17 protein-coding genes and 2 pseudogenes are annotated in these 19,869 nt (G+C 40.6%); 17 read left to right on the plus strand and 2 right to left on the minus strand.

The annotated features are described in order from the left end of the window. Positions 1-27 precede the first annotated feature (27 nt). The 17 genes and pseudogenes from FD01_RS12155 to FD01_RS12235 all read left to right on the plus strand — a co-directional run bounded on the left by FD01_RS12155 (position 28) and on the right by FD01_RS12235 (position 19,325). On the plus strand, positions 28-522 hold the full coding sequence (locus tag FD01_RS12155; RefSeq protein WP_054715568.1) for a sigma-70 family RNA polymerase sigma factor: 495 nt from the start codon (positions 28-30) through the stop codon (positions 520-522). A gap of 64 nt (positions 523-586) precedes the next feature. Continuing rightward, positions 587-1,054 carry a helix-turn-helix transcriptional regulator gene (locus tag FD01_RS12160; RefSeq protein WP_054715566.1) on the plus strand — a complete coding sequence of 156 codons (468 nt, stop codon included), beginning with the start codon at positions 587-589 and terminating at the stop codon, positions 1,052-1,054. Positions 1,055-1,081: 27 nt separating this feature from the next. Beyond that, entirely contained in the window at positions 1,082-1,297 is a 216-nt protein-coding gene (locus FD01_RS12165) for a hypothetical protein (protein WP_056964537.1), read from the plus strand. A 50-nt stretch (positions 1,298-1,347) separates the two neighbouring features. Next, positions 1,348-1,578 carry a sigma-70 RNA polymerase sigma factor region 4 domain-containing protein gene (locus FD01_RS12170; RefSeq protein ID WP_056964539.1) on the plus strand — a complete coding sequence of 77 codons (231 nt, stop codon included), beginning with the start codon at positions 1,348-1,350 and terminating at the stop codon, positions 1,576-1,578. A 666-nt stretch (positions 1,579-2,244) separates the two neighbouring features. After that, positions 2,245-6,141 (plus strand): polysaccharide lyase family 8 super-sandwich domain-containing protein, encoded by a 3,897-nt coding sequence (locus FD01_RS12175; RefSeq protein WP_056964541.1) that lies wholly within the window; start codon positions 2,245-2,247, stop codon positions 6,139-6,141. 130 nt (positions 6,142-6,271) lie between these two features. Beyond that, a pseudogene (locus tag FD01_RS12180) lies at positions 6,272-6,694 on the plus strand (transposase); the annotation flags it as partial. A gap of 289 nt (positions 6,695-6,983) precedes the next feature. Continuing rightward, positions 6,984-8,234, plus strand: a complete 1,251-nt coding sequence (locus FD01_RS12185) for a nucleotide sugar dehydrogenase (protein ID WP_056964543.1) — start codon at positions 6,984-6,986, stop codon at positions 8,232-8,234. Positions 8,235-8,251: 17 nt separating this feature from the next. Beyond that, positions 8,252-9,514 carry a glycosyltransferase family 4 protein gene (locus FD01_RS12190; protein ID WP_054715552.1) on the plus strand — a complete coding sequence of 421 codons (1,263 nt, stop codon included), beginning with the start codon at positions 8,252-8,254 and terminating at the stop codon, positions 9,512-9,514. 333 nt (positions 9,515-9,847) lie between these two features. Continuing rightward, entirely contained in the window at positions 9,848-10,621 is a 774-nt protein-coding gene (locus FD01_RS12195; RefSeq protein ID WP_162257368.1) for a glycosyltransferase family 4 protein, read from the plus strand. Positions 10,622-10,672: 51 nt separating this feature from the next. Continuing rightward, positions 10,673-11,785 (plus strand): glycosyltransferase family 4 protein, encoded by a 1,113-nt coding sequence (locus tag FD01_RS12200; RefSeq protein ID WP_054715543.1) that lies wholly within the window; start codon positions 10,673-10,675, stop codon positions 11,783-11,785. A gap of 50 nt (positions 11,786-11,835) precedes the next feature. After that, positions 11,836-12,750, plus strand: a complete 915-nt coding sequence (locus FD01_RS12205) for a glycosyltransferase family 2 protein (RefSeq protein ID WP_054715540.1) — start codon at positions 11,836-11,838, stop codon at positions 12,748-12,750. Continuing rightward, complete coding sequence (locus FD01_RS12210) at positions 12,747-13,484, plus strand: glycosyltransferase family 2 protein (RefSeq protein WP_054715537.1); 738 nt, start codon at positions 12,747-12,749, stop codon at positions 13,482-13,484. The genes FD01_RS12205 and FD01_RS12210 overlap by 4 nt, the downstream gene beginning before the upstream one ends. Before the next feature lie 32 nt (positions 13,485-13,516). Beyond that, entirely contained in the window at positions 13,517-14,617 is a 1,101-nt protein-coding gene (locus FD01_RS12215; RefSeq protein WP_056964547.1) for a glycosyltransferase, read from the plus strand. Between the two features lie 14 nt (positions 14,618-14,631). After that, entirely contained in the window at positions 14,632-16,035 is a 1,404-nt protein-coding gene (locus FD01_RS12220) for a lipopolysaccharide biosynthesis protein (protein ID WP_056964549.1), read from the plus strand. A 16-nt stretch (positions 16,036-16,051) separates the two neighbouring features. Continuing rightward, positions 16,052-17,272, plus strand: coding sequence for an O-antigen ligase family protein (locus FD01_RS12225; RefSeq protein ID WP_054715524.1), 1,221 nt, complete (start codon positions 16,052-16,054; stop codon positions 17,270-17,272). A 52-nt stretch (positions 17,273-17,324) separates the two neighbouring features. Further along, positions 17,325-18,362: an acyltransferase family protein gene (locus FD01_RS12230; RefSeq protein WP_056964551.1), complete on the plus strand. Its 1,038-nt coding sequence runs from the start codon at positions 17,325-17,327 to the stop codon at positions 18,360-18,362. Between the two features lie 39 nt (positions 18,363-18,401). Then, a complete protein-coding gene (locus FD01_RS12235; RefSeq protein WP_056964553.1) occupies positions 18,402-19,325 on the plus strand; it encodes an acyltransferase family protein in 924 nt (307 codons plus the stop codon). Positions 19,326-19,382: 57 nt separating this feature from the next. Here the strand turns inward: FD01_RS12235 and FD01_RS17025 are convergent, their stop codons facing one another. Both FD01_RS17025 and FD01_RS17030 read right to left on the minus strand, forming a co-directional pair. Then, positions 19,383-19,472, minus strand: a complete 90-nt coding sequence (locus FD01_RS17025; RefSeq protein WP_477218258.1) for a hypothetical protein — start codon at positions 19,470-19,472, stop codon at positions 19,383-19,385. Between the two features lie 112 nt (positions 19,473-19,584). Beyond that, positions 19,585-19,653 (minus strand): annotated as a pseudogene (locus FD01_RS17030) (hypothetical protein); the annotation flags it as partial. Positions 19,654-19,869 lie beyond the last annotated feature (216 nt).

Here is a 19,869-nt window from a genome sequence, read left to right on the forward strand (position 1 = left end):
CAAAGCAGCCAGATTGGGGGGATCGCAATGGCAGATGGCTTTGAGTTAATGTCGCAGAACATGAAGATCTTATATAAAGCCTTGGCTCGGGCACACATCAGGCAAGGTGATATAGACTACGAGGATTGGTTAAGCTTTACTCGCTTGCAGTATATTGACCACTATCAGCGCCGCGGTGAGCTTTCAGATGAAGTCTTTAATCGCGGTGTAGGCCGGTTGATCTATTTGGATATTGAAAAACAACGCGGATCAATTGTGAAAGACTTACAGCGTGCCAGTCGCGTGAATGATGAGGCCGCGATGAATACTGAGGTGGATATCACCCAGCTGGAAGTGCGCGAAACCATCACCGAATCACTCAGCACGATGACGGAACTGCAGCGACAGATTTTCAGCTTGTTAGTCGATGAGGGCATGAAGCAAGCACAAATTGCGCGGCAACTTGGCATGAGTCGGCAAAGTGTGCACGGACAAGTGGTGAAAATCAGGAAAATCATGGCGAAGGTGCTCGGACGAGAATAAGTCGCTGGCTTGTGATTTCGAAGTTTGGCAATTCGACGGGGTTTTGAGTAAAGGAGTGTGAATCGTGATGCGGGCAATTGATGAAGATGCCCAAGCATTGATCAACGACGTTTTGCGCAAAGCAGGGGTGTTGAATTCTGATGGCGACGCCGAAGAGGTGAAAGGCTATGCGATCGGTCAGTATCTCCGATATACGTTAGGCGAGGTGAAACCAAATCGTGAAGCACTGCGACAAGATTTGATCCGCTTGATCGTGATCCGTCGTCATCGTGGGTGGTTGTATGAACAATACGTCCCAGTGATGCGTGGTCAACAACAGGCAGGGCGGTATGAATGGTTAGAAGTGACGCCGTCAAAGCATCGTGATTTAGCGCATCACGTGCAACTGACCCCTAATGAGCGCGATGTGCTGTACTTGTTGCTCGCTGCCGGGATGTCACCTGCTGAAATCGTTGAAATACTCGGTGCCAGTGATGATTGGGTCGAAGTGACCATCGCCAAGATCAAACAGATTTACGGACCAGTTTGGTAGAAGCGGTATGCAAGGAGGAACAGGCAGATGAAACCAGTGATAAAAGTCGATCATCTCGTGATTGCACAGGCAATCGGTGTGGTTGGAATCAATCGAGGCGATCCGGATTTTCGAGAAACTGTAGTCTTTTTGGAGTTGCGGTATTTGCATTATCAACGCTTGGCACAAATAAAAGGGCTAACGGTGATCGCGTTCAATGAAAGAATCCTAAATGTGCTCGTTGCAGATCTTCAGGCGCATTAGCCTCAGCATTTGAGCTCACGTCAGAAGAAGACGCGACCCTCGCCAAACAAATGCATGGCAAGTATCATTTCTTGGCGCAAGCGACGCCTGAGGAACATGAAGCTGCCGAGCAGTTGATCAAAGAGCTATCAGTTTTTGATCAGCAAGTCATGGAGTTGTTTCGCGATGGGTTGGGGCAAACTGAAATCGCTGAGGCGTTGGGGATGCGAGTTCGTGATGTGGCCGCAGTTAGCACGCGGGTGAAGGCCATTTATCGGCAAGTGAGGAGCGTGCGTGACTGACAACAATCGGGGGTGATTTGTGGCACAAGTTGGTGTAACTCGTATTGAATACAGTTGAGATTAACCAGTCGGTAAACACATCGGCTGGTTTTTATGTGCCGAAGTTCAATGACTCGGGGTTATTCTTCGAACTTACTTTAGGTTGGCAGATGTAGATCATTATTTTTTGATTGTAATCGGGAATAGGTAATACATGAATATAAGAACGTTGACACTTGTGAGCTTACTTGTTACCAGTGTAGTTCAGAATGATAAGCGCAATAGGAACTGCGCCTAAACGAATCTGCAATGTCAATGAAGCGCTGTATCGAGATTGTGAAATAGAATGTTTATTTAGCTCAAATTGTTCGATAATTTAACGTTAAGGATAAAATCAAGACACTGGGCCTCAAACGTATCTGAAACGTAATTCGTCTACAGAATTATACAAAGATAACGTTTGGCAATGAATGGGTTACACAGAATATGAATAAAGACTTTAGGAAACGCTTTCATTTCTTGAACGAAAAATTTATAAGAATTAATCATAATTTCTAGCGTTGAATTCAGAATATCTCAATGGTATCATTACGAAGATTTGTACCTAAGGAGGTGAATAAAACACAATCAAAGGGTAACGGGGAATACATTTCGACTTAGTGAATCTAGTCTAGGGAGGCTATGGAAATGGAGAAAGTCGTTCGGTTTAAGCTTCACAAACATAAGAAGCAATGGTTGACTATTGGGGTGGTCACCGTTGCTGGTGTTGTGATTTCAGTAACTACAACCACACAGGTTTCTGCAAATACCGAAACGCAACCAGCGATTGCTGTTGAGACGACATCTACTCAGCTAACTGATACGAGTCAGATACAGGATTCTGATTCAGTTGTCGATGATGCGGAGAATACCGAAGAAGTATCCGGTCCATCTGAATCACCGCAAACGTCAGCTGTGGTCAGCGACACAGATCCGAAAACAATATCAGAAACAACGCCTGAGGACGAAGCGACAACGTTAGCGAATACGGCGCCTAAAAATGATAGCGCTATCTCAAGCGGCGCCGACACGATTGATGAAGCAACTGCAACATCTAAATCAACGCCAACAAGCACATTGACTCAAACATCGAAGCAAGAAGCTGATGTTGCGATCGTGGCCGCGCCAGATGCAACCAACTTAGCTACTGGAAAGTCGGCCAAGTCAAGTTGGAACGGTGACAGTTCGCATTCGGCGGATATGGCGATCGACGGCGATAAGAATTCTCGCTGGGCTGGCCAACAAGGTGAGGAGAATGGCGATCAGACGTTAACGGTTGATTTGGGCAAAGCTGACACTGTTAGTGAAGTCGATATCAAATTTGAATCTGAAACGACTGATTATGAAGTTTTGACTTCTGTTGATGGTATCGACTATACCAAAGTGTTTGGTGTTACCAATGGTGAAAAACATAGCAACATCGATAAAGTGATCGTTTTTGATCCGGTGCAAGCGCGTTACGTTCAATATCATCAGCTCAGTAACTGGCAATTATCTAGTAATAAGAAATGGTATGCTTCAAGCATTTATGAACTCAATATTTATCGAACAAAGCAAGCGTTGACGGCATTATCGATCTCGCCTGCAGATGCGACTATGAGTGTTGGCACTCAACGAACGCTGGTACCAACGATCACGCCTAAAAATCTTGTTTTCGATTCCTCACGCTTGGTTTGGACGAGTAGTGATGAGTCTGTGGCAACTGTGGTCAATGGTAAGGTGACGGCCAATCAATTAGGCACAGCAACTATCTCAGTCAAAGATAGCGCAACTGGATTATCAAGCCAAGCTAACATTTCAGTGGTTGCCCAACGTCAAGAATATGTCACGATGCGTGAACGTTGGCGTGACCGATTGATGCCAGAATCACCGGATACAAGCGATCCTAACGTCAAAGATTATTTGACCACAATTGCAGCGCAAAGCGATGAACTTTGGCAAACTATGGATACCAGTTCGAATCGTGATCGATTATGGGAGAAAGTCTCAACTGATACCGAATCAGCTGATATGACCACCACCTTCAAAAAAATCAAGACATTGACTCTGGGCTATTACGATCCATTAAGCAAACAATATCAAGACCCTGAAGTTTATAACGCTATTGTCGACGCGCTGGATTTCATGGTCACCACAAAAAAATATAACGGGACTTACTGGAAGGTCAATTGGTGGGATTGGAACATCGGCTCTTCACAACCGTTGATCGATACGCTGATGTTACTTTATCCAGATTTAAAGCAATCAGCACCTGATAAGTTAGTTGAGTTTGTAACGCCAGTAACGTTATACGACATTGCCCCAGATGTGCCATTTCAAACTGAAGACCCAACCGGTGCGAATTTGACGGATGTTGGGATTTCAGTGCTAGGAAGTGGTTTATTACTGGAAGACGATACACGCGTTGCATTGGTGCAAGCACAATTGCCAGAAGTGCTGAGCTTTTCGACTAGTGGGGATGGCATGTATGCTGACGGTTCATTCATTCAACATAAACAACATGCCTACAACGGTGCGTACGGCAGTGATATGCTGCGCGGGATCGCGCGAATCGTTACAATCTTGCAAGATACGCCTTGGGCAATCAGTGATGATCAACTCAGTGACTTTTATCAATTCGTCGATAAAGGCTATTTGCAATTGATGGTTGAAGGTCGGATGCCATCGATGTTCAATGGTCGCACGATTTCGCGGACGCCGCTGTTGAATCAAGATACCAGTGAATTAGAGTCAGGCCGTGAAGCAATCGTGGATTTAGCAATGATTGCGACCTTTGCGCCTAAATCATTGCAAAACAAGATCTATCAAGAAATTGACACTTGGATTGAGCAAGTTGGCTCAGCATATAATTTCTTTAGTAATGCACGAGATTATGAAGCCTTAACCGTCTTGCAAAAAGCAGTGGATGCGAATTTAGATCGGGCGACTGATACTAGTGTATTGAATATTTATGGCAAAATGGATCGGGTGCTTCAACGCACCCCAACTTATTCAGTTGCTTTAAGTCTGTATTCTAAACGCATCTCAAGTTTCGAAGCGGTGAATACTGAAAACAAGCATGGTTGGCATATTTCTGACGGGATGTTGTATTTATACAATGGTGATTTGCAACAATTTGGCGAAGGTTATTGGCCAACGGTTGATCCTTATCGTCTACCTGGTACGACAGTAGATACACTACCGTTGGAGAATGCATCAGGTTCTGGGAGAAAATCTCCTGAATCATGGGTCGGAGGTGCGACGGATACTAAGATTGCGGCAATTGGCATGGCGCTGAATAAAGCAGGGACGGCCACCAACTTAGTCGCTAAGAAATCTTGGTTCTTGTTGAATGGTCAAATCGTTAATCTTGGTGCGGGTATCACAGGATCGACAACTGCTGATATCGAAACCATCGTTGATGATCGTCAATTGACTACGCCGGAAACATACGTGACTGTTGATGGTGCTGCATTCGTTAACGGCAGTCACGTAAATCAATGGGCGAATATCAATACTGGCACCTTAGCCAACAACATAGGCTACATCATTGCTTCCAGTAATCATCCAGTGAACATCAGTGAAGCCAGTCGCACGGGTAAGTATTCAGATATCAATTCGCAGTTCCCATCTGAGAAAGAATATACCTTTGACTATCTGACAGTTGCCATCAATCACGGTGCTAAAATCACAGATGGCACTTATGAATATGTGACCGTGCCTGGTGCGACGGATGAGCAAATCGCTGAATTGGCGACAAAACCGATTTATCAAGTGTTATCAAATACCTCAGATTTGCAAGCCATTCAAACGGGCAACCAAATTTTAGCCAACGCCTGGACGTCGGCGGATGACATTGCTGGTTTACTTAGTGTCGATCACGCGAGTTCTTTAGTCGTCACGGCATTAGGTGGTGGCGACTATGAAGTCAGTGTTTCTGACCCGACGCAAAGCAATGAAGCAGTGACGCTGACCTTTAAAGAAGGTGTGACTTTATCCGCTGACGACGCTGGCGTATTCAGCGTGAAGGGGACACAGTTGATTTTTGATTCAGATGGCCAACAAGGGGCGAGCCAAACGGTACTCGTTCACTTAGGAGCCCTGGTAGACAAGTCGCAGCTTGGTGAAGCAATGACGCAAGCTGAAAAGATCGATACAAGCCGATATGTACCAAGCACACTTCAACAATTAGCCAAAGCATTGCGTCATGCAAAGTCTGTGTTTACAGCTCAGCACATTGAACAAGCGTCAGTTAATCAAGCGACCTCAGCATTACGATTGGCGATTACTGGCTTGAAGTTAAAACAGACGAGTACCAAAACAGCGGTGCATCAAAGCCAAGGCAAGCAGACTTACAATTCTACAAATAAGTTGACGCCACCGAATGTCAAACAACAAGATTCTGATCATTTGGATAAACTCAGTGTCGGTGGGCAGAAGAATGCTAAGGCACCGCAAACTGGTGATCACGTCAACCGAGCAACATCCTGGCTTGGCGTATTGATTATTAGTTTGATGTCAGCGGGGATGGCCTTAACAAGCAAGTTTAAACATGAATCAAACTAGAAGATTGCAATATAGCTACTAAAGCCCAAGAGAGCCCCAATCGACGTTGTTCACGTTGATTGGGGCTTTTGGTTATTAAAGTTTTTCTCCATGATGCTATCAAGGTCATGGCCAAAGTGCTTCAAGTCGCACCGCTGATCACTACTACGATAGTCATGGTGAATATCCAGATGAGGTGTTGTTAGATACGTTGTACCGAACTCGCGAAAATATTGGACTGGGTGCCAATCTTGGTATTCGCGTTAGTGGTCCACGGCTTGGGCGTAAGCCTAAACATGTGGATCCAGCGCAGTGCCAGCAAGATGAAGGTGCAGAGACTCGGCGTGGGGAAATTGAGCGCCGCTTCTCGTTCATAAAGGGCAATCTTGGGTTGGGCCTGGTAAATGAAAAGACTGCGGAAACGATTGCGGTTGCCATAGCCACTGGTGTCGTCATGGCAAATCTGGAGAATCTCCTCGTAGTCTTAGGTGGACCAATTTCGGTGACTGCCAAAAAGAATAAGACTGCGGTGAAGATTGATTACAAAGTTATCGTGGATCTGCCTGAAAGTTAAGGATAATTCACCAGCCACTACTTAGGAGTTCTTGAAAGTGTCAAACTCCCGCGGAAGAAGACTGTGCACTTTGTTGAATCAGATAATTTAAGAATGTGATTTTGCATATATGCAAAATATGAATAGCTAAAATTATTGACAGAAAACATTACAAGACTGTATCAAGAAATATTAACCGCTTGCAATTCTTGTGCTTATGTTTGAGTAAGGTATACTGATAATTAGACTAGATAAACACTAGTGTGTTTGTATATGGTAGGCACATACACAAAAAAGGGGAACGAACAGGATGAGTAAAGATTTTAAGATCGCTGTAGCGGGTACTGGTTACGTGGGGTTAAGTATCGCAACACTGCTTTCACAACATCATCATGTCGAAGCAGTTGATGTTATTCCTGAAAAAGTGGAATTGATCAACAAAGGTAAGTCTCCGATTCAAGATGATTATATCGAAAAATACTTGGCTGAAAAACCACTTGATCTGCATGCCACATTAGATGGCGAAGCAGCATATAAACAAGCTGATTTTGTCGTGATTGCAACACCAACCAATTACGACAGCAAGAAGAACTTCTTTGATACCTCACTGGTTGAAGAGGTCATCGAACTTGTATTGAAAACTAACCCAGAAGCCATTATGGTCATCAAGTCTACGATTCCGGTGGGTTACACGACTAAGATTTGTGAAAAGTACAACAGCAAGAATATTATCTTTGCGCCAGAATTCCTGCGTGAAAGCAAAGCCTTATATGATAACTTGTATCCATCTCGAATCGTTGTGGGTACTGACTTTGATGATGAAAAGCTGGTTGCTGCAGCGCATGACTTTGCTGGACTTTTACAAGAAGGTGCCCTCAAGCCAGACATTGATACCTTGTACATGGGCTTTACCGAAGCAGAAGCAGTTAAACTGTTTGCTAATACCTATCTCGCTTTACGTGTATCGTATTTCAACGAACTGGACACCTATGCTGAGATGAAAGGCTTGAACACCCAACAAATTATTGACGGTGTTTCCCTTGATCCTCGTATTGGAACCCACTATAATAATCCTTCATTTGGTTATGGCGGATATTGCCTGCCAAAGGATACCAAACAATTGTTGGCTAACTATGAAGACGTGCCAGAAAACTTGATTGAAGCCATTGTACAGTCAAATAGTACCCGTAAAGACTTTATTGCGGATCGCGTTCTTGAACTGGCTGGTTACTACAATTACGATAAGGATAATGAATTTGATCCTTCCAAAGAACATGACACTACAATTGGCGTTTACCGATTAACCATGAAGAGCAATTCCGATAACTTCCGTCAAAGCTCAATTCAAGGAGTTATGAAGCGAATCAAGGCCAAAGGTGCCACGGTCATCATCTACGAGCCGACTCTGGAAGAAGGCGAGACATTCTTCGGCAGTCTGGTCGTTAATGATCTTGATGAATTTAAGAAGCAGTCTCATGCAATCATCGCCAACCGCTATAATGCCGAGTTAGATGATGTACGGGACAAGGTATATACGCGGGATATTTTTCGGCGGGATTGATTGACTGGAGGGTAAGTGTGAAGAAAAAGAAACTACTCATCTATGCGCATTATTACACACCTGATGTGGCATCGACCGGCCAGATTCTCAAAGAGCTGGCAGAGGGGATGCTAGATACGTTCGACATCACGGTAATCTGTGTTGTCCCATCGTATTCCGGCAAGGTCGATGATGCGTACAAGACGAAGAAGTTCTATCGAGAAGAAATCAATGGCGTGCATGTCTTGCGAATTCGCGTACCGGAGTTCAGTAAGCAGGACAAGCGCTCGCGCATCAAGAACATTATCTCGTATTTCTTTGGTTCGATGCGTGCCACCTTCAAGGTTGGCCATCAAGATTATGTCTTCTCCATCTCGCAACCACCGATCTTGGGTGGTTTGCTTGGTGTTTGGGGGAAATGGATAAAGCATGCGAAATTTATCTATAACATTCAAGACTTCAACCCTGAGCAGATTATGGCAGTCGGATATAGCCGAAACAAGCTAGTTCTGAAGCTGATGATGGCGCTGGATAAATTCAGTTGTAAACAGAGTGATCTGGTCATTACGGTAGGCCGTGATCTCGTCGAGACGCTCAAGAATCGCTTCAAGCCAGGGCGAGCACCAAAAGTCGCGATGATTAATAATTGGATTGATGAAAAAGAGATTCATCCGCTATCTGCAGATGAACCACATGTTGTTGCATTTAAGCAAAAATATAGGCTTGAAGATAAATTTGTCGTGATGTATTCGGGGAATATCGGGCTCTACTACGATCTTGAGAACCTGATCAAAGTGATTGAGAAATTTCCTGCTGGCACGAAGTCTGCAGGTGGTCAGAAAGTTGAGTTTGTATTCGTTGGGGCAGGGTCGATGCTTGATACATTGAAGCAGTATGTTGAAATGCACGAGATGAAGAATGTCAGTTTTATTCCTTATCAGCCAAAAGCTGATTTGATTTATAGCTTGAATGCTGCGGATATTCATTGGTGCGTTAACGCCAAAGGAATCAAGGGCGTTAGTTGTCCAAGTAAGTTTTATGGAATTGCCGCAGCAGGGAAGCCGGTACTCGGAGTATTGGAACAAGGTGCAGAGATCGAACGACTAATTCGTGATCATCACGCAGGATATCTTGCAACTCCCGGAGATTATTCTCTAGTTGAAACCAATATTCGCACAGCGTTAGGTTTATCTGAAGGGCTTCAGCAGATGGGACAAAGGAGTCGTGAAATAATTAATGGTGGATTGACTAAAACAGAGTCAGTAAAGAAGTATGTACATAAGATAACGATGTTACAGTAAGGGGGGAGCTAAGTGAAGGTTTGTTTTGTTGCGCAATTTCCGCCTCCGATTCATGGATTATCGAAAGCGGTCGACACTCTCTATAATTCGAGATTAAGAAATAAATATAATTTCACAAAAATAAACATAACAAACAATAGATTAATTATTATAAATTTAGTTAAGCTATTATTTTCTCGAGCTGATTATTTCTATCTTACAGTTAGTCAATCGCGAGGGGGGAATCTACGCGACTTGTGTATTATGATGCTATTGCGGATAACAAGAAAAAGGTATGGAGTCCATGTACATGGTGGTCTTCATTTTCGCGAAGTAATTTATCATGGAATGCCGATGTGGCAACGTAAACTCAATATTCATTTGCTGAGTGAGGTTAGTTTTGCAATTTCTCTAAGTGAGTCACTTCGCCCAAACTTTATAGATATTGTTCCCGAGAAGCGCATTTGGGTCATTGAAAATGGTGTATCAAAGGATAATGTTCCCAGTGAAAGTGAATTTCGTGTTACTTTGACCGAAAGACTTAATAAATCTGTAAAGCAAGTACTCTTTCTATCGAACTTAATCGAATCGAAGGGTTACCGTAAAGTTCTTGAAGTGGCAGCGATTGAACGGAAAAGAATCGTTTCCGGGGAGAAGCAACGATTGAAGTTTGATTTTGCAGGTGCTTTTTTTGATGTATCCGAGCGTAACTTTTTTGAAAGCTTTGTACGTGAAAAAAAGCTTGAGGATTTTGTCACATATCACGGGGTTGTGAAAGGTGACAAAAAGAAGCAATTACTTCAAAATGCTAGCATATTTTGTCTCCCAACGTGGTATCCAGTTGAAGGCCAACCCATTTCAATGCTAGAGGCGATGGCGAATGGCGAGTACATTATTTCTACAAAACACGCTGCAATTCCTGATATTATCACCTCTGAATGTAATGGGATACTGTATGACCATGACGTTGATGCTGTCCAGATGCATAAGGATATGACCAGACTAAGTGACGCAAAGTTAGAGAAAGCCTCAAATTCTAATAGAGCTTGTTTTTTTAGACGATACACGGAAACTAAATACGTCGATAAATTTGATTCGCTTTTTACGGTACTTGAGAATGGCCTCTGAAAAAGATGTATGAAACGTGTGATCCAGTCCTTATCAAAGGGAGATAAACGCATGACCAAAGGAAAACGAGTTCTTTTTCTTACAAATCTACCTTCTCCATATCGTGTGAAGTTCTTTTCAAGACTTGGAACTGAGTGTGATTTGACAGTTGTTTATGAAAGACATACAGCTGCAGATCGAAACCATAAGTGGACAATGAAGTCTACAGGAACCTTCAATGAAATATTTCTCAAAGGCATTCAGACCGGCGATGATACATCGCTAGCTCTAGGCATTTTTCAGGTGTTGAAAAGAAAGTTTGACGTTATTGTGATCGGTATGTATAGCACACCAACCGCGATGCTGGCTATTGCTTATTTAAGAGCTCATCATCGTCCGTTTATCATCAGTACTGATGGTGGTTTTGTCGCTCATGAGAGCAGACTTAAATATCATCTTAAACGTCTCTTGATCAGCTCTGCCAGTTCTTGGCTATCCCCAGGTAAATTTGCTGACGAGTATCTAGTTCATTACGGCGCAAGAGCAGAGCACATTCATAGATATCCGTTTTCATCAGTAGAGAGACATGATATTCTAACAGAACCAAAGTCGATCTCCGAAAAGAAAAGCTTGAGACTTAAAAAGAATATTCTTGGAAACTTTGTAGTGGTCTCTGTTGGTCAGCCAATTGAACGTAAAGGATTTGACGTTCTTGTTGAAGCGTTTATGAAAGCAAACATCGTTGGTTCTAGTTTATATCTGATTGGAGCAACTGAAAGTGAATTTGAAAAAGTAGTCGGATTTAAGCTTCCAGATAATGTTTATACAGTCGAATTTCAGGAAAGAAAAGATCTATTTGAGTTTTATCAAGCTGCTGATACATTTGTGCTCGCGACACATGAAGATATTTGGGGGTTGGTTCTAAATGAGGCGATGGCGAATGGGTTACCAGTGATAACAACGGATAGATGTGGAGCCGGATTACAGCTGATAGATAATGGTAATGAAGGCTTTATCATTCGAGATGGTAATGTCGATGACTTGTGTGAGGCGCTTCTCCAGAGTAGTAGTGATGCGCTTCGATCTCGTTTATCACAGAATAGCCTGGACAAGACAACAAATCAGACAATTGAAGAAATGGTATCATCTCATTTAAAAGTGTTTGATAATGTTAGCAGTAGATAAATAATAGTGAACAACAAACTTAATAGATTATGGACATAGGGTGAAGTGGTTTGAATAGTAAGGTTTCGATTGTGATTCCAACGTATAAACGTCCAGTTTTTCTTAAGCGAGCGATAGAATGTGCGTTAACACAGACGTACTCTAACATAGAAGTTATTGTTGTTAGTGATAATGATGTTGGCTCAGAGGCTGAAATTCAGACGTTACAAATTGCAGAGTGCTTTTTAGCAGACTCGCGATTCATATACTTAAGTGCAATTGGAAATCAGGGTGGATGTTTCGCAAGAAATAGAGGTCTTAAAGCCGCTACTGGTGAATATGTTAATTTTTTAGATGATGATGATGTTATTTATAAAAACAAGATAGAAATGCAGATGAAAATTGTAGAACAAGCTGACTATCCAATTGCAGTAGTTGGATGTAAAGCCAACATTATAAATTCTGAAGGAGAAACTTACCGAGTTGAAGAGCCAAAATACGATCCGGACAATATTTTGTTCTCACAATTGAAGCGGAATATTAGTACAACAACTCTTAGTTTAATAAACACTCGAGTATGTAAAGTAGTTGGTGGTTGGGAGCCTATTGATTCTTCTCAGGAACATTTGTTCTTAATTAAGATTTTCAACGAGTTACCGACATTTCAATATGTTAACAAAGTACTTGCAGAAATTGATCAACATGATGGTGCGCGAGTATCAAATAATTCACGCAAACCGCTCGGAACGTTAAAATTAACCGAAATAATTGAAAAACGTTATGTCATGCGGCTTACTCCAAAGCAACATCGACAAGTAGAAAGTGCACGAGACTCGTTGGATACGCAGGCTTTGTTTCTGCTGGACAAGCGACGATTAGCCGGGAAAAAATTCATTCACCGGTTGATTAGGAATCCGTTTCAGCTAGAAAATTTGAGAATTCTGCGGACAGCATTGCAGACATGTAGAACTCGGAGGCTAAATTGAATCCATTAATGACGATTATCACGGTTAGCTTTAATAGTGCAAAGACTATTTCTAAAACGATTGAGTCCGTACTAAACCAAACATATACAGATTTTGAGTATTTGATTATTGATGGCGATTCGACGGATTCAACTGTAGATATTATTAAACAATATATGGGGAAATTTGAGAAGCGCGGGATTCAATTTCGTTGGATAAGTGAAGCTGATACCGGGATATATAATGCAATGAATAAAGGAATATCACAAGCACGTGGGAAGTACATTGGGATACTGAATAGTGATGATACGTATGAGTTGAATGCCCTCCAAATCGTTAGCTCCCAAATTTTGTTACATCCTGAAGTACAGGTGTTTCACGGATTGATGAGATATTTATCTAATGGCGAGCTTACAATGGTGCACGGACGTAGTAGTAACAGGTTAAACATTGGCATGATCGAACATCCGACGTGTTTTGTGGCAAAACAAACTTATCAAACTTTTGGGGCATTTGATGAAAAGTACAGATTTGTTGCTGATTATGATTTGTTGCTTCGATTAAAGAGAAATGGATGTAAATTTTTATTAATTGAAGAGATATTGGCGAATTTTGATGAGAATGGTGCGGGTAATTCCTATCAGTCTCGAGTGGAGCTACTTGAGCTAAAAAGACGCTATGGATTATCAAATGGAGTTAAGATCTTATATCAACGAGTAAAAATATTAATCAACGAACTGCAACGCAAAGAATAGCATAGTGAAGTGATGTCGATGGAGATCAGATAATGAAAATTTGTATTATTAGCGAACCACAGGGCGGTGGTGTTGAGAAAGTCAATATGACGTTGGCGCAAGGTCTGATGAATCGCGGAAACGATGTATCGATTATTTCGGTGACCGGTGCTATAACTGAAATGGGGTCGTCGTTTAATGTTCCCATCATCTATTTGCAAAAAGCATCCAAAAAACGGTCATGTTTTGCGTTATTACGAGCAGTTAAGCAGCTAGAACCGCAAGTAATGATTGTTTCATCGTTTTGGGATATTATGTTTTTATTGATTATTAGAAGCGCTGTTGCTTTCACTTTTAAGATTGTTTATGTGCAACACAGTGTATACTCTCGAGCAGCCTTGAATCGGCTCGCAGATCGCGTTATCACTAGCTATGTTCCTCATTTTTTTGGAGAACTTAATAGAATTGATGGTATTGTTTTTGTGTCACAAGGTGTTTTTAATGATTTTAAAGCATATTTTCCGAATTACTCTGCAAAAAAAATTGTGATTTATAATCCAATCACAAAAACGAAGGAGATTAATAGTCTGAAAAAACGAGAATTAAGTGGGGATTGTGTACGTTTAGTAAGTGCCGGACGATTAGAAGTCGAAAAAAATCAGGGTATGTTAATTGACGTGGTTGCTATCCTTCGTGATCGAGGTGTAAATGTTACACTAACGATTTTCGGTGAAGGGTCTGAAAAGAAGGTACTTGAAGACAAGATAAATATGTTGAATTTGGATAAATACGTGACTTTAGCTGGATTTTCGAGACACCTAGCCGATGATATGAGAAAATTTGATGTTTTTCTACTTTCTTCTATGCATGAATCATTTGGAAATGTGATTGTGGAGGCTCTAAATAAAGGTTTGCCAGTTGTATCGACTGATTGTCCATTCGGTCCCGCAGAGATTTTGGATAATGGACAGTATGGGTTGTTGGTTCCAATGAACGATGCAAATGCAATGGTGGCTGCAGTCGAAAAAACGATTCAAAGTTTTGATTCAGATGTGTCAAAACGTAACTATAAACGTAGTTTACAATTTTCAGTTCAAGAATCGGTCGACAGGTATTATCGATTCATAGAGGAACTTGGTAGTAATAATTTATAGACTGGAGCTTTTTAATGAATCCGCGTAAAGGTATATCGGGTGCTTTAAAATCGAAATTTAAAAGTGTGTCAAGTGCTAATAAAACAATTCTCTACAATATTGCAGGATCATTTGGTGTGAGAGGTGTTGCACTTGTAGTCTCTCTATTCACAATGCCTGTGTATACTCATTTCTTTGTACAACAAGAATCGTTGGGTATTTGGTATACACTTTTAGCCGTTCTAAATTGGGTGTTGACATTTGACCTCGGTCTAGGAAACGGATTGCGAAATAAACTTCCTATTGCAATTGCACAAAAAGATAAACGTGCAATGAAAGAATATATTTCATCAACATACTTTGGAACGATTGGGGTCGTTTTGATTGTTGGCATAGTTGGCGTTCTCATTATACCGAAGTTATCGTGGACCTCGATTATTAATGTTAAAAGTCAGAGTATCTCGAATGATGTTCTGGTGGAATGTGTCTATATTTTATTCGTCGGGATATTACTTCAATTTATTTTTAAGATTATCACATCAATCTTATTCGCAATTCAGCGATCTGCATTCGTAAATCTACTTTCGTTGATTACATCAATACTGACTCTTTTAATGATATTTTTTGCAAGAAGTGGATCGAGTGCAGATAATTTATTAACTATGTCGATTATTAACGTTCTTGCTGCTAATATTCCATATTTGGTTGCAACAATTCTTGTCTTTAGAAGATCACTAAAAGGATATTTTCCAAGGGTTTCATTGGTAACCTCTACTCGAGTTAAAGAAGTACTAAATATCGGAATTACATTATTAATATTGCAACTTGTATTCATGATCATCTCGAGTACCAATGAGTTATTAATTTCGCACCTCACTAATCCGGCTGATGTGGTTCAATATCAGGCATATAATAAAATATTTAATACTGTGAGTTCGCTCTTCACGCTTGCTTTAACACCGATTTGGTCGGCGGTAACTAAGGCTGCGGGCGAGAAACGGTATTCCTGGATTAAAAAGTTAAATCGAATATTGTTATTTGCTAGCGCGGTTGTATTCTTAGCAGAAATTGTTTTGGTTCCTTTTCTGCAAGGGATTATTGATCTCTGGTTAGGAAAAAATTATATCACAGTTGTCCCAATGGTTGCGCTTTTGTTTGTTCTGTTCAATGTTCTCTCTTTCATACATAATGTTAATACAAGCTTCGGAAATGGAATGTCATTCTTCAAAGTTCAAATAGTCTGGATGATTTTTGCAGCTATAGTGGATGTGCCATTTGCAATAATGTTCGTTCACTTCTTTCATAGTTGGATAGGAGTTGTATTCGCAAATTTTGTCGCATTATTACCGTTTGAAGTAATTGAAATTGTTGCATTCAACTCATATTTAACGAAGTTGAGTCTTTCTGCGGGTGATCTAGAAAGAACGCGCAATCAATAATTTGGAGGTCAAATCCATGCAAATTCATCGAAAAAAACTACAAATTTCATTGATTGTTATCGCGCTTTTTTTTGGAAATAATTGCTTTTATCTACTTCCTGTAAGTAGCTATTGGGGTTTTCTAGCAGCAATTGCAATCATTATGTTGTTCATTGTGCGAAAAGTGAACACGCTGGACACTTCCGCGAGACAACGGACTGCGTTTATGTATATCGTTTCCGTGGTGACAGTATTGTCAATGATGTATACATATGTCGCCGGGCTCCAGTCGCTTTCACAAGCATTTATGAAATATTATCCATATATTTTTGGAATTCTAATCGGTGTGCCTTTAGCACGGGAAGCTGGTACGAATAAGATGGTATTGTCAACGATTAAGGTGTTCATGTTGATTATGCTTATCATTTACTGGATTCAGGCACTTTTGTATCCAAGGATTAATTTGTTGTACCTTGAGCTAATACAGCGTGACGGATCCGTGAGAAATATGTGGGGAGAAATTTGGTTTGCGGTTACAGGACTGATTTGTTTGAATGACTTTCTACACACATCCGTGTCAAAGGCGAAGCTTATCAACTTTGTGAGTTTTCTTGCTGTATCCATGTACTTAGTCAAAGTTATACAATCAAGGTCGTTATTATTGGCATATCTTGCAGCATTTACAACGTTGACTACTGTGATTCTCTACCAAAAGTTCATCAACACTCGAGCGAGATATGTGTTTTTGTTGCTGATGGGCTTAATTTTGGCAATTGTCGGGATCCTAACTATTCGGTATGCGGGCATTACTATCCAATCAAGTATTGATATTAATGAATCATCGAGTATGGTTCGTGCTGGAGCGTACAATTATTATTGGGATTTATTTAAAAATCATGCGGTTACTGGAATTGGATTGATGAAGAATCAAGCAGTAAATGGATTCGCTCAGTATGGCGTTTCACAGAATTATTTTATAGATGACATTGGAGTTGTTGGATACATTGCTCAATTTGGAGTTGTGGGTATATTATCAGCTATAGCAATGTTCTGCATAATGTTACGCGGTGTAAAGACAAGCCTGTCGATTTCTATATTGGTGCTAATTATATTTATCCTACCGTTTAATTTTATGCAGAGTTCAAACACCGATATTATTTTGGAATCGTTACTGCTTGGCTGTGTATTTCAAGGATGTGCTCAGATACGGGAGGCTGGACCAAGTGGTGAAAGAAAAGCACTCATCAAAGGTCTGTAAGAAAAAAGTAGTGGATACTTTTCGTTGAGGACACTAATCATAGGAGAATTGAATGAAAAGCCAGACTTCCAAAAAGAGTAGAAATTTTTTTCTTGACTTCTGCAAAGCCATAACCATAATTCTTGTTGTGTTTGGACATAATATACAATACGGATCAGGAACGTCATATTTAAATGCAGAGGCGTTCTTCCAGAATCCCGTGTTTAAATTTATCTATTCTTTTCACATGCCACTGTTTGCACTGATTTCGGGATATCTATTCTCGTTTAGCGTAATCAGGCATAGTTCTTCAGAACTGATCCTCAGAAGAAGTAAAGCCTCGATTGTACCTCTGGTGTTTTGGAATATAGTTGTTTGGATTCTACAATCTTGCCAGCTAAATCGTACTTCTTTATGGGATATTCGTGGATTTATCAGCTCCGTTCTAAATTCTTATTGGTTTATTTGGGGGATATTCCTGTGTTCTATTTTTATAATAGTGGTGAGAGAGTTGAGGAATTATCGAACAATAATTTTGTTTATAGCTTTTGTTTTATTGTTTTTCCTCCCGAAAACTTATAATTTATATTTATACGGATTTATTTTCCCATATTTTGTAATTGGGTTTTTCGGTGCGAAAAAATCAGATGTTTTTTATTTTGTACGTAGGAATTGGATATATGTAGAAGCATCGCTTATTCTTATTTATCTTGTATTACTGAATCTTTACAATCTAGATTCGTATATTTATACATCGGGTATTAGTGTTGCAACTGATGGATGGAAGATGGTTTTAATAGATCTTTATCGATGGGGAATCGGCTTTGTTGGGGCGACACTGGTAATTTGTACATTATGGAAAATACAGGCTTTGGTTCAGAAAATGCATGTTTTAAAAAATATGCTTTCTATTATCGGAATGAATTCTCTGCCTATCTACATGGTCGATATGTTTTTGATTAATACGTATCTTCCTATAATTACTAAAAATAGCTCTCCAAATATTAGTTACTGGATTCTTGAGACGGTGATCATTGTTTCAGTTGTTATTCTAATGAAAATAATTGTTTCTAAATTTTCGATATTAAGTAAGATAATCTTTGGAGCATGAGCCAAGATTGGTAGGATTCCGTTCACGAAGGAGAAAATATTGAGACGAGATTGGTTTGGACTTAATGAGACAAAATGGATTCGTGCTGTATGTGCAATATTAATTATACTTGTTCATTTAACCGAAAACGATTTCTTTCCTCAGAACAGAGTAACCAATTTAATCGGTAAAACAGGTTTTATTTGGGTAGGGCTTTTTTTCTTACTGTCTGGATATGGATTAGTTCGGAATTTACTTACTCGAGAAAAATACAAAGTAAATTTCTTAATGCCGCACTTGCTACGACTGTTGGTACCTGTGTATTGCGCTGAATTAGTGTATCTAGTTTTAGATGCAGTAATAGGCAATTATGATTTTCGGTGGGATAAAATTGTGGTTTTTACTAATTATGTTAGTTACAGCTGGTACGTTGTAAGCATCGGGACTGTTTATATTGTGTTCTATCTATCTGCCATCTTAACAAATAGGTACACTGTGGAAGTCTTCTGTGGAATAACGCTGTCTGCATATGTAATTTTTACTAAGATACAAGTTTCAGATGTGTACTACAAAGGGATTATTGGAATTGCCATCGGTGCATTGTTAGCTGTTATTCAGTTTAAACAACATCTACGTAATATGAGCATTTTCGTAATAGCAGTTGAAATATTGGGCGCACTGCTTTTTTCAATTTGTTTCGATTCAACGGCGGTATGGCATGCTGCGATTGTAGTCGGAATCGCAGCATCCTTATCTGTTGGCTTTCAATATTTTAATCCGCTGGTGATTTTTCAACTGAATCGGTTGTCAGATATATCGTATGAAATGTATTTAGTACACGGATCTCTAATCATGTTTTTCATTCGAAACTCTTCGCGGGGACAAATTGCTGCAGGACTAGTATACTTAGGCACAATATTGACTGCATACTTAATTCATGAAACCAGTAAGTGGGTATCACGTAAGTTGCTTCGCTTATTATGATGATAGAGAGAATCTTGACGTTATGTCAAGGCTGGTTTAATAATGTCGGTTTGGCGGTCAGTCGATAACGTTCAACCGGTCTGATTTGACTATGATCTTGATGACGTGAACATGATGTACTAGTCGATCCAGAATGTCGGCCGTCACTGTTGGGCTCTGGAAGATTTACACCTAGCCAGATAGATTCACATTGCAGGTAATAAATGGTGGAACAGCGTTCATACCCGGCGTTAATTAATTGAAACAGAAGGTTGACTTCGTCATGATCAATTGACAGATAACCAATCTCATAAATTACCAATAGTTCGTAATGGGCATGGCGATTCATGCTCGGTCTAGATCTTCATTTTCGTACGCGCGTCAGTAGCTCACTATTGATGAATAGCATGCATTTTTCCTGACGACAGGATTCAATCCCAATGCCGAGGGGCGAGGTGTGTTTTGCCGACACCGGGCTACTGATGAAGACAAGCTGAAGGCGGCGAAGTGAATTGCCCAACTGGGCGTGCGGACAAATTCCTGGACTTCGGGTATGATGTCATTA

The organism is Lacticaseibacillus manihotivorans DSM 13343 = JCM 12514, assembly GCF_001435035.1.
GTDB lineage: Bacteria > Bacillota > Bacilli > Lactobacillales > Lactobacillaceae > Lacticaseibacillus > Lacticaseibacillus manihotivorans.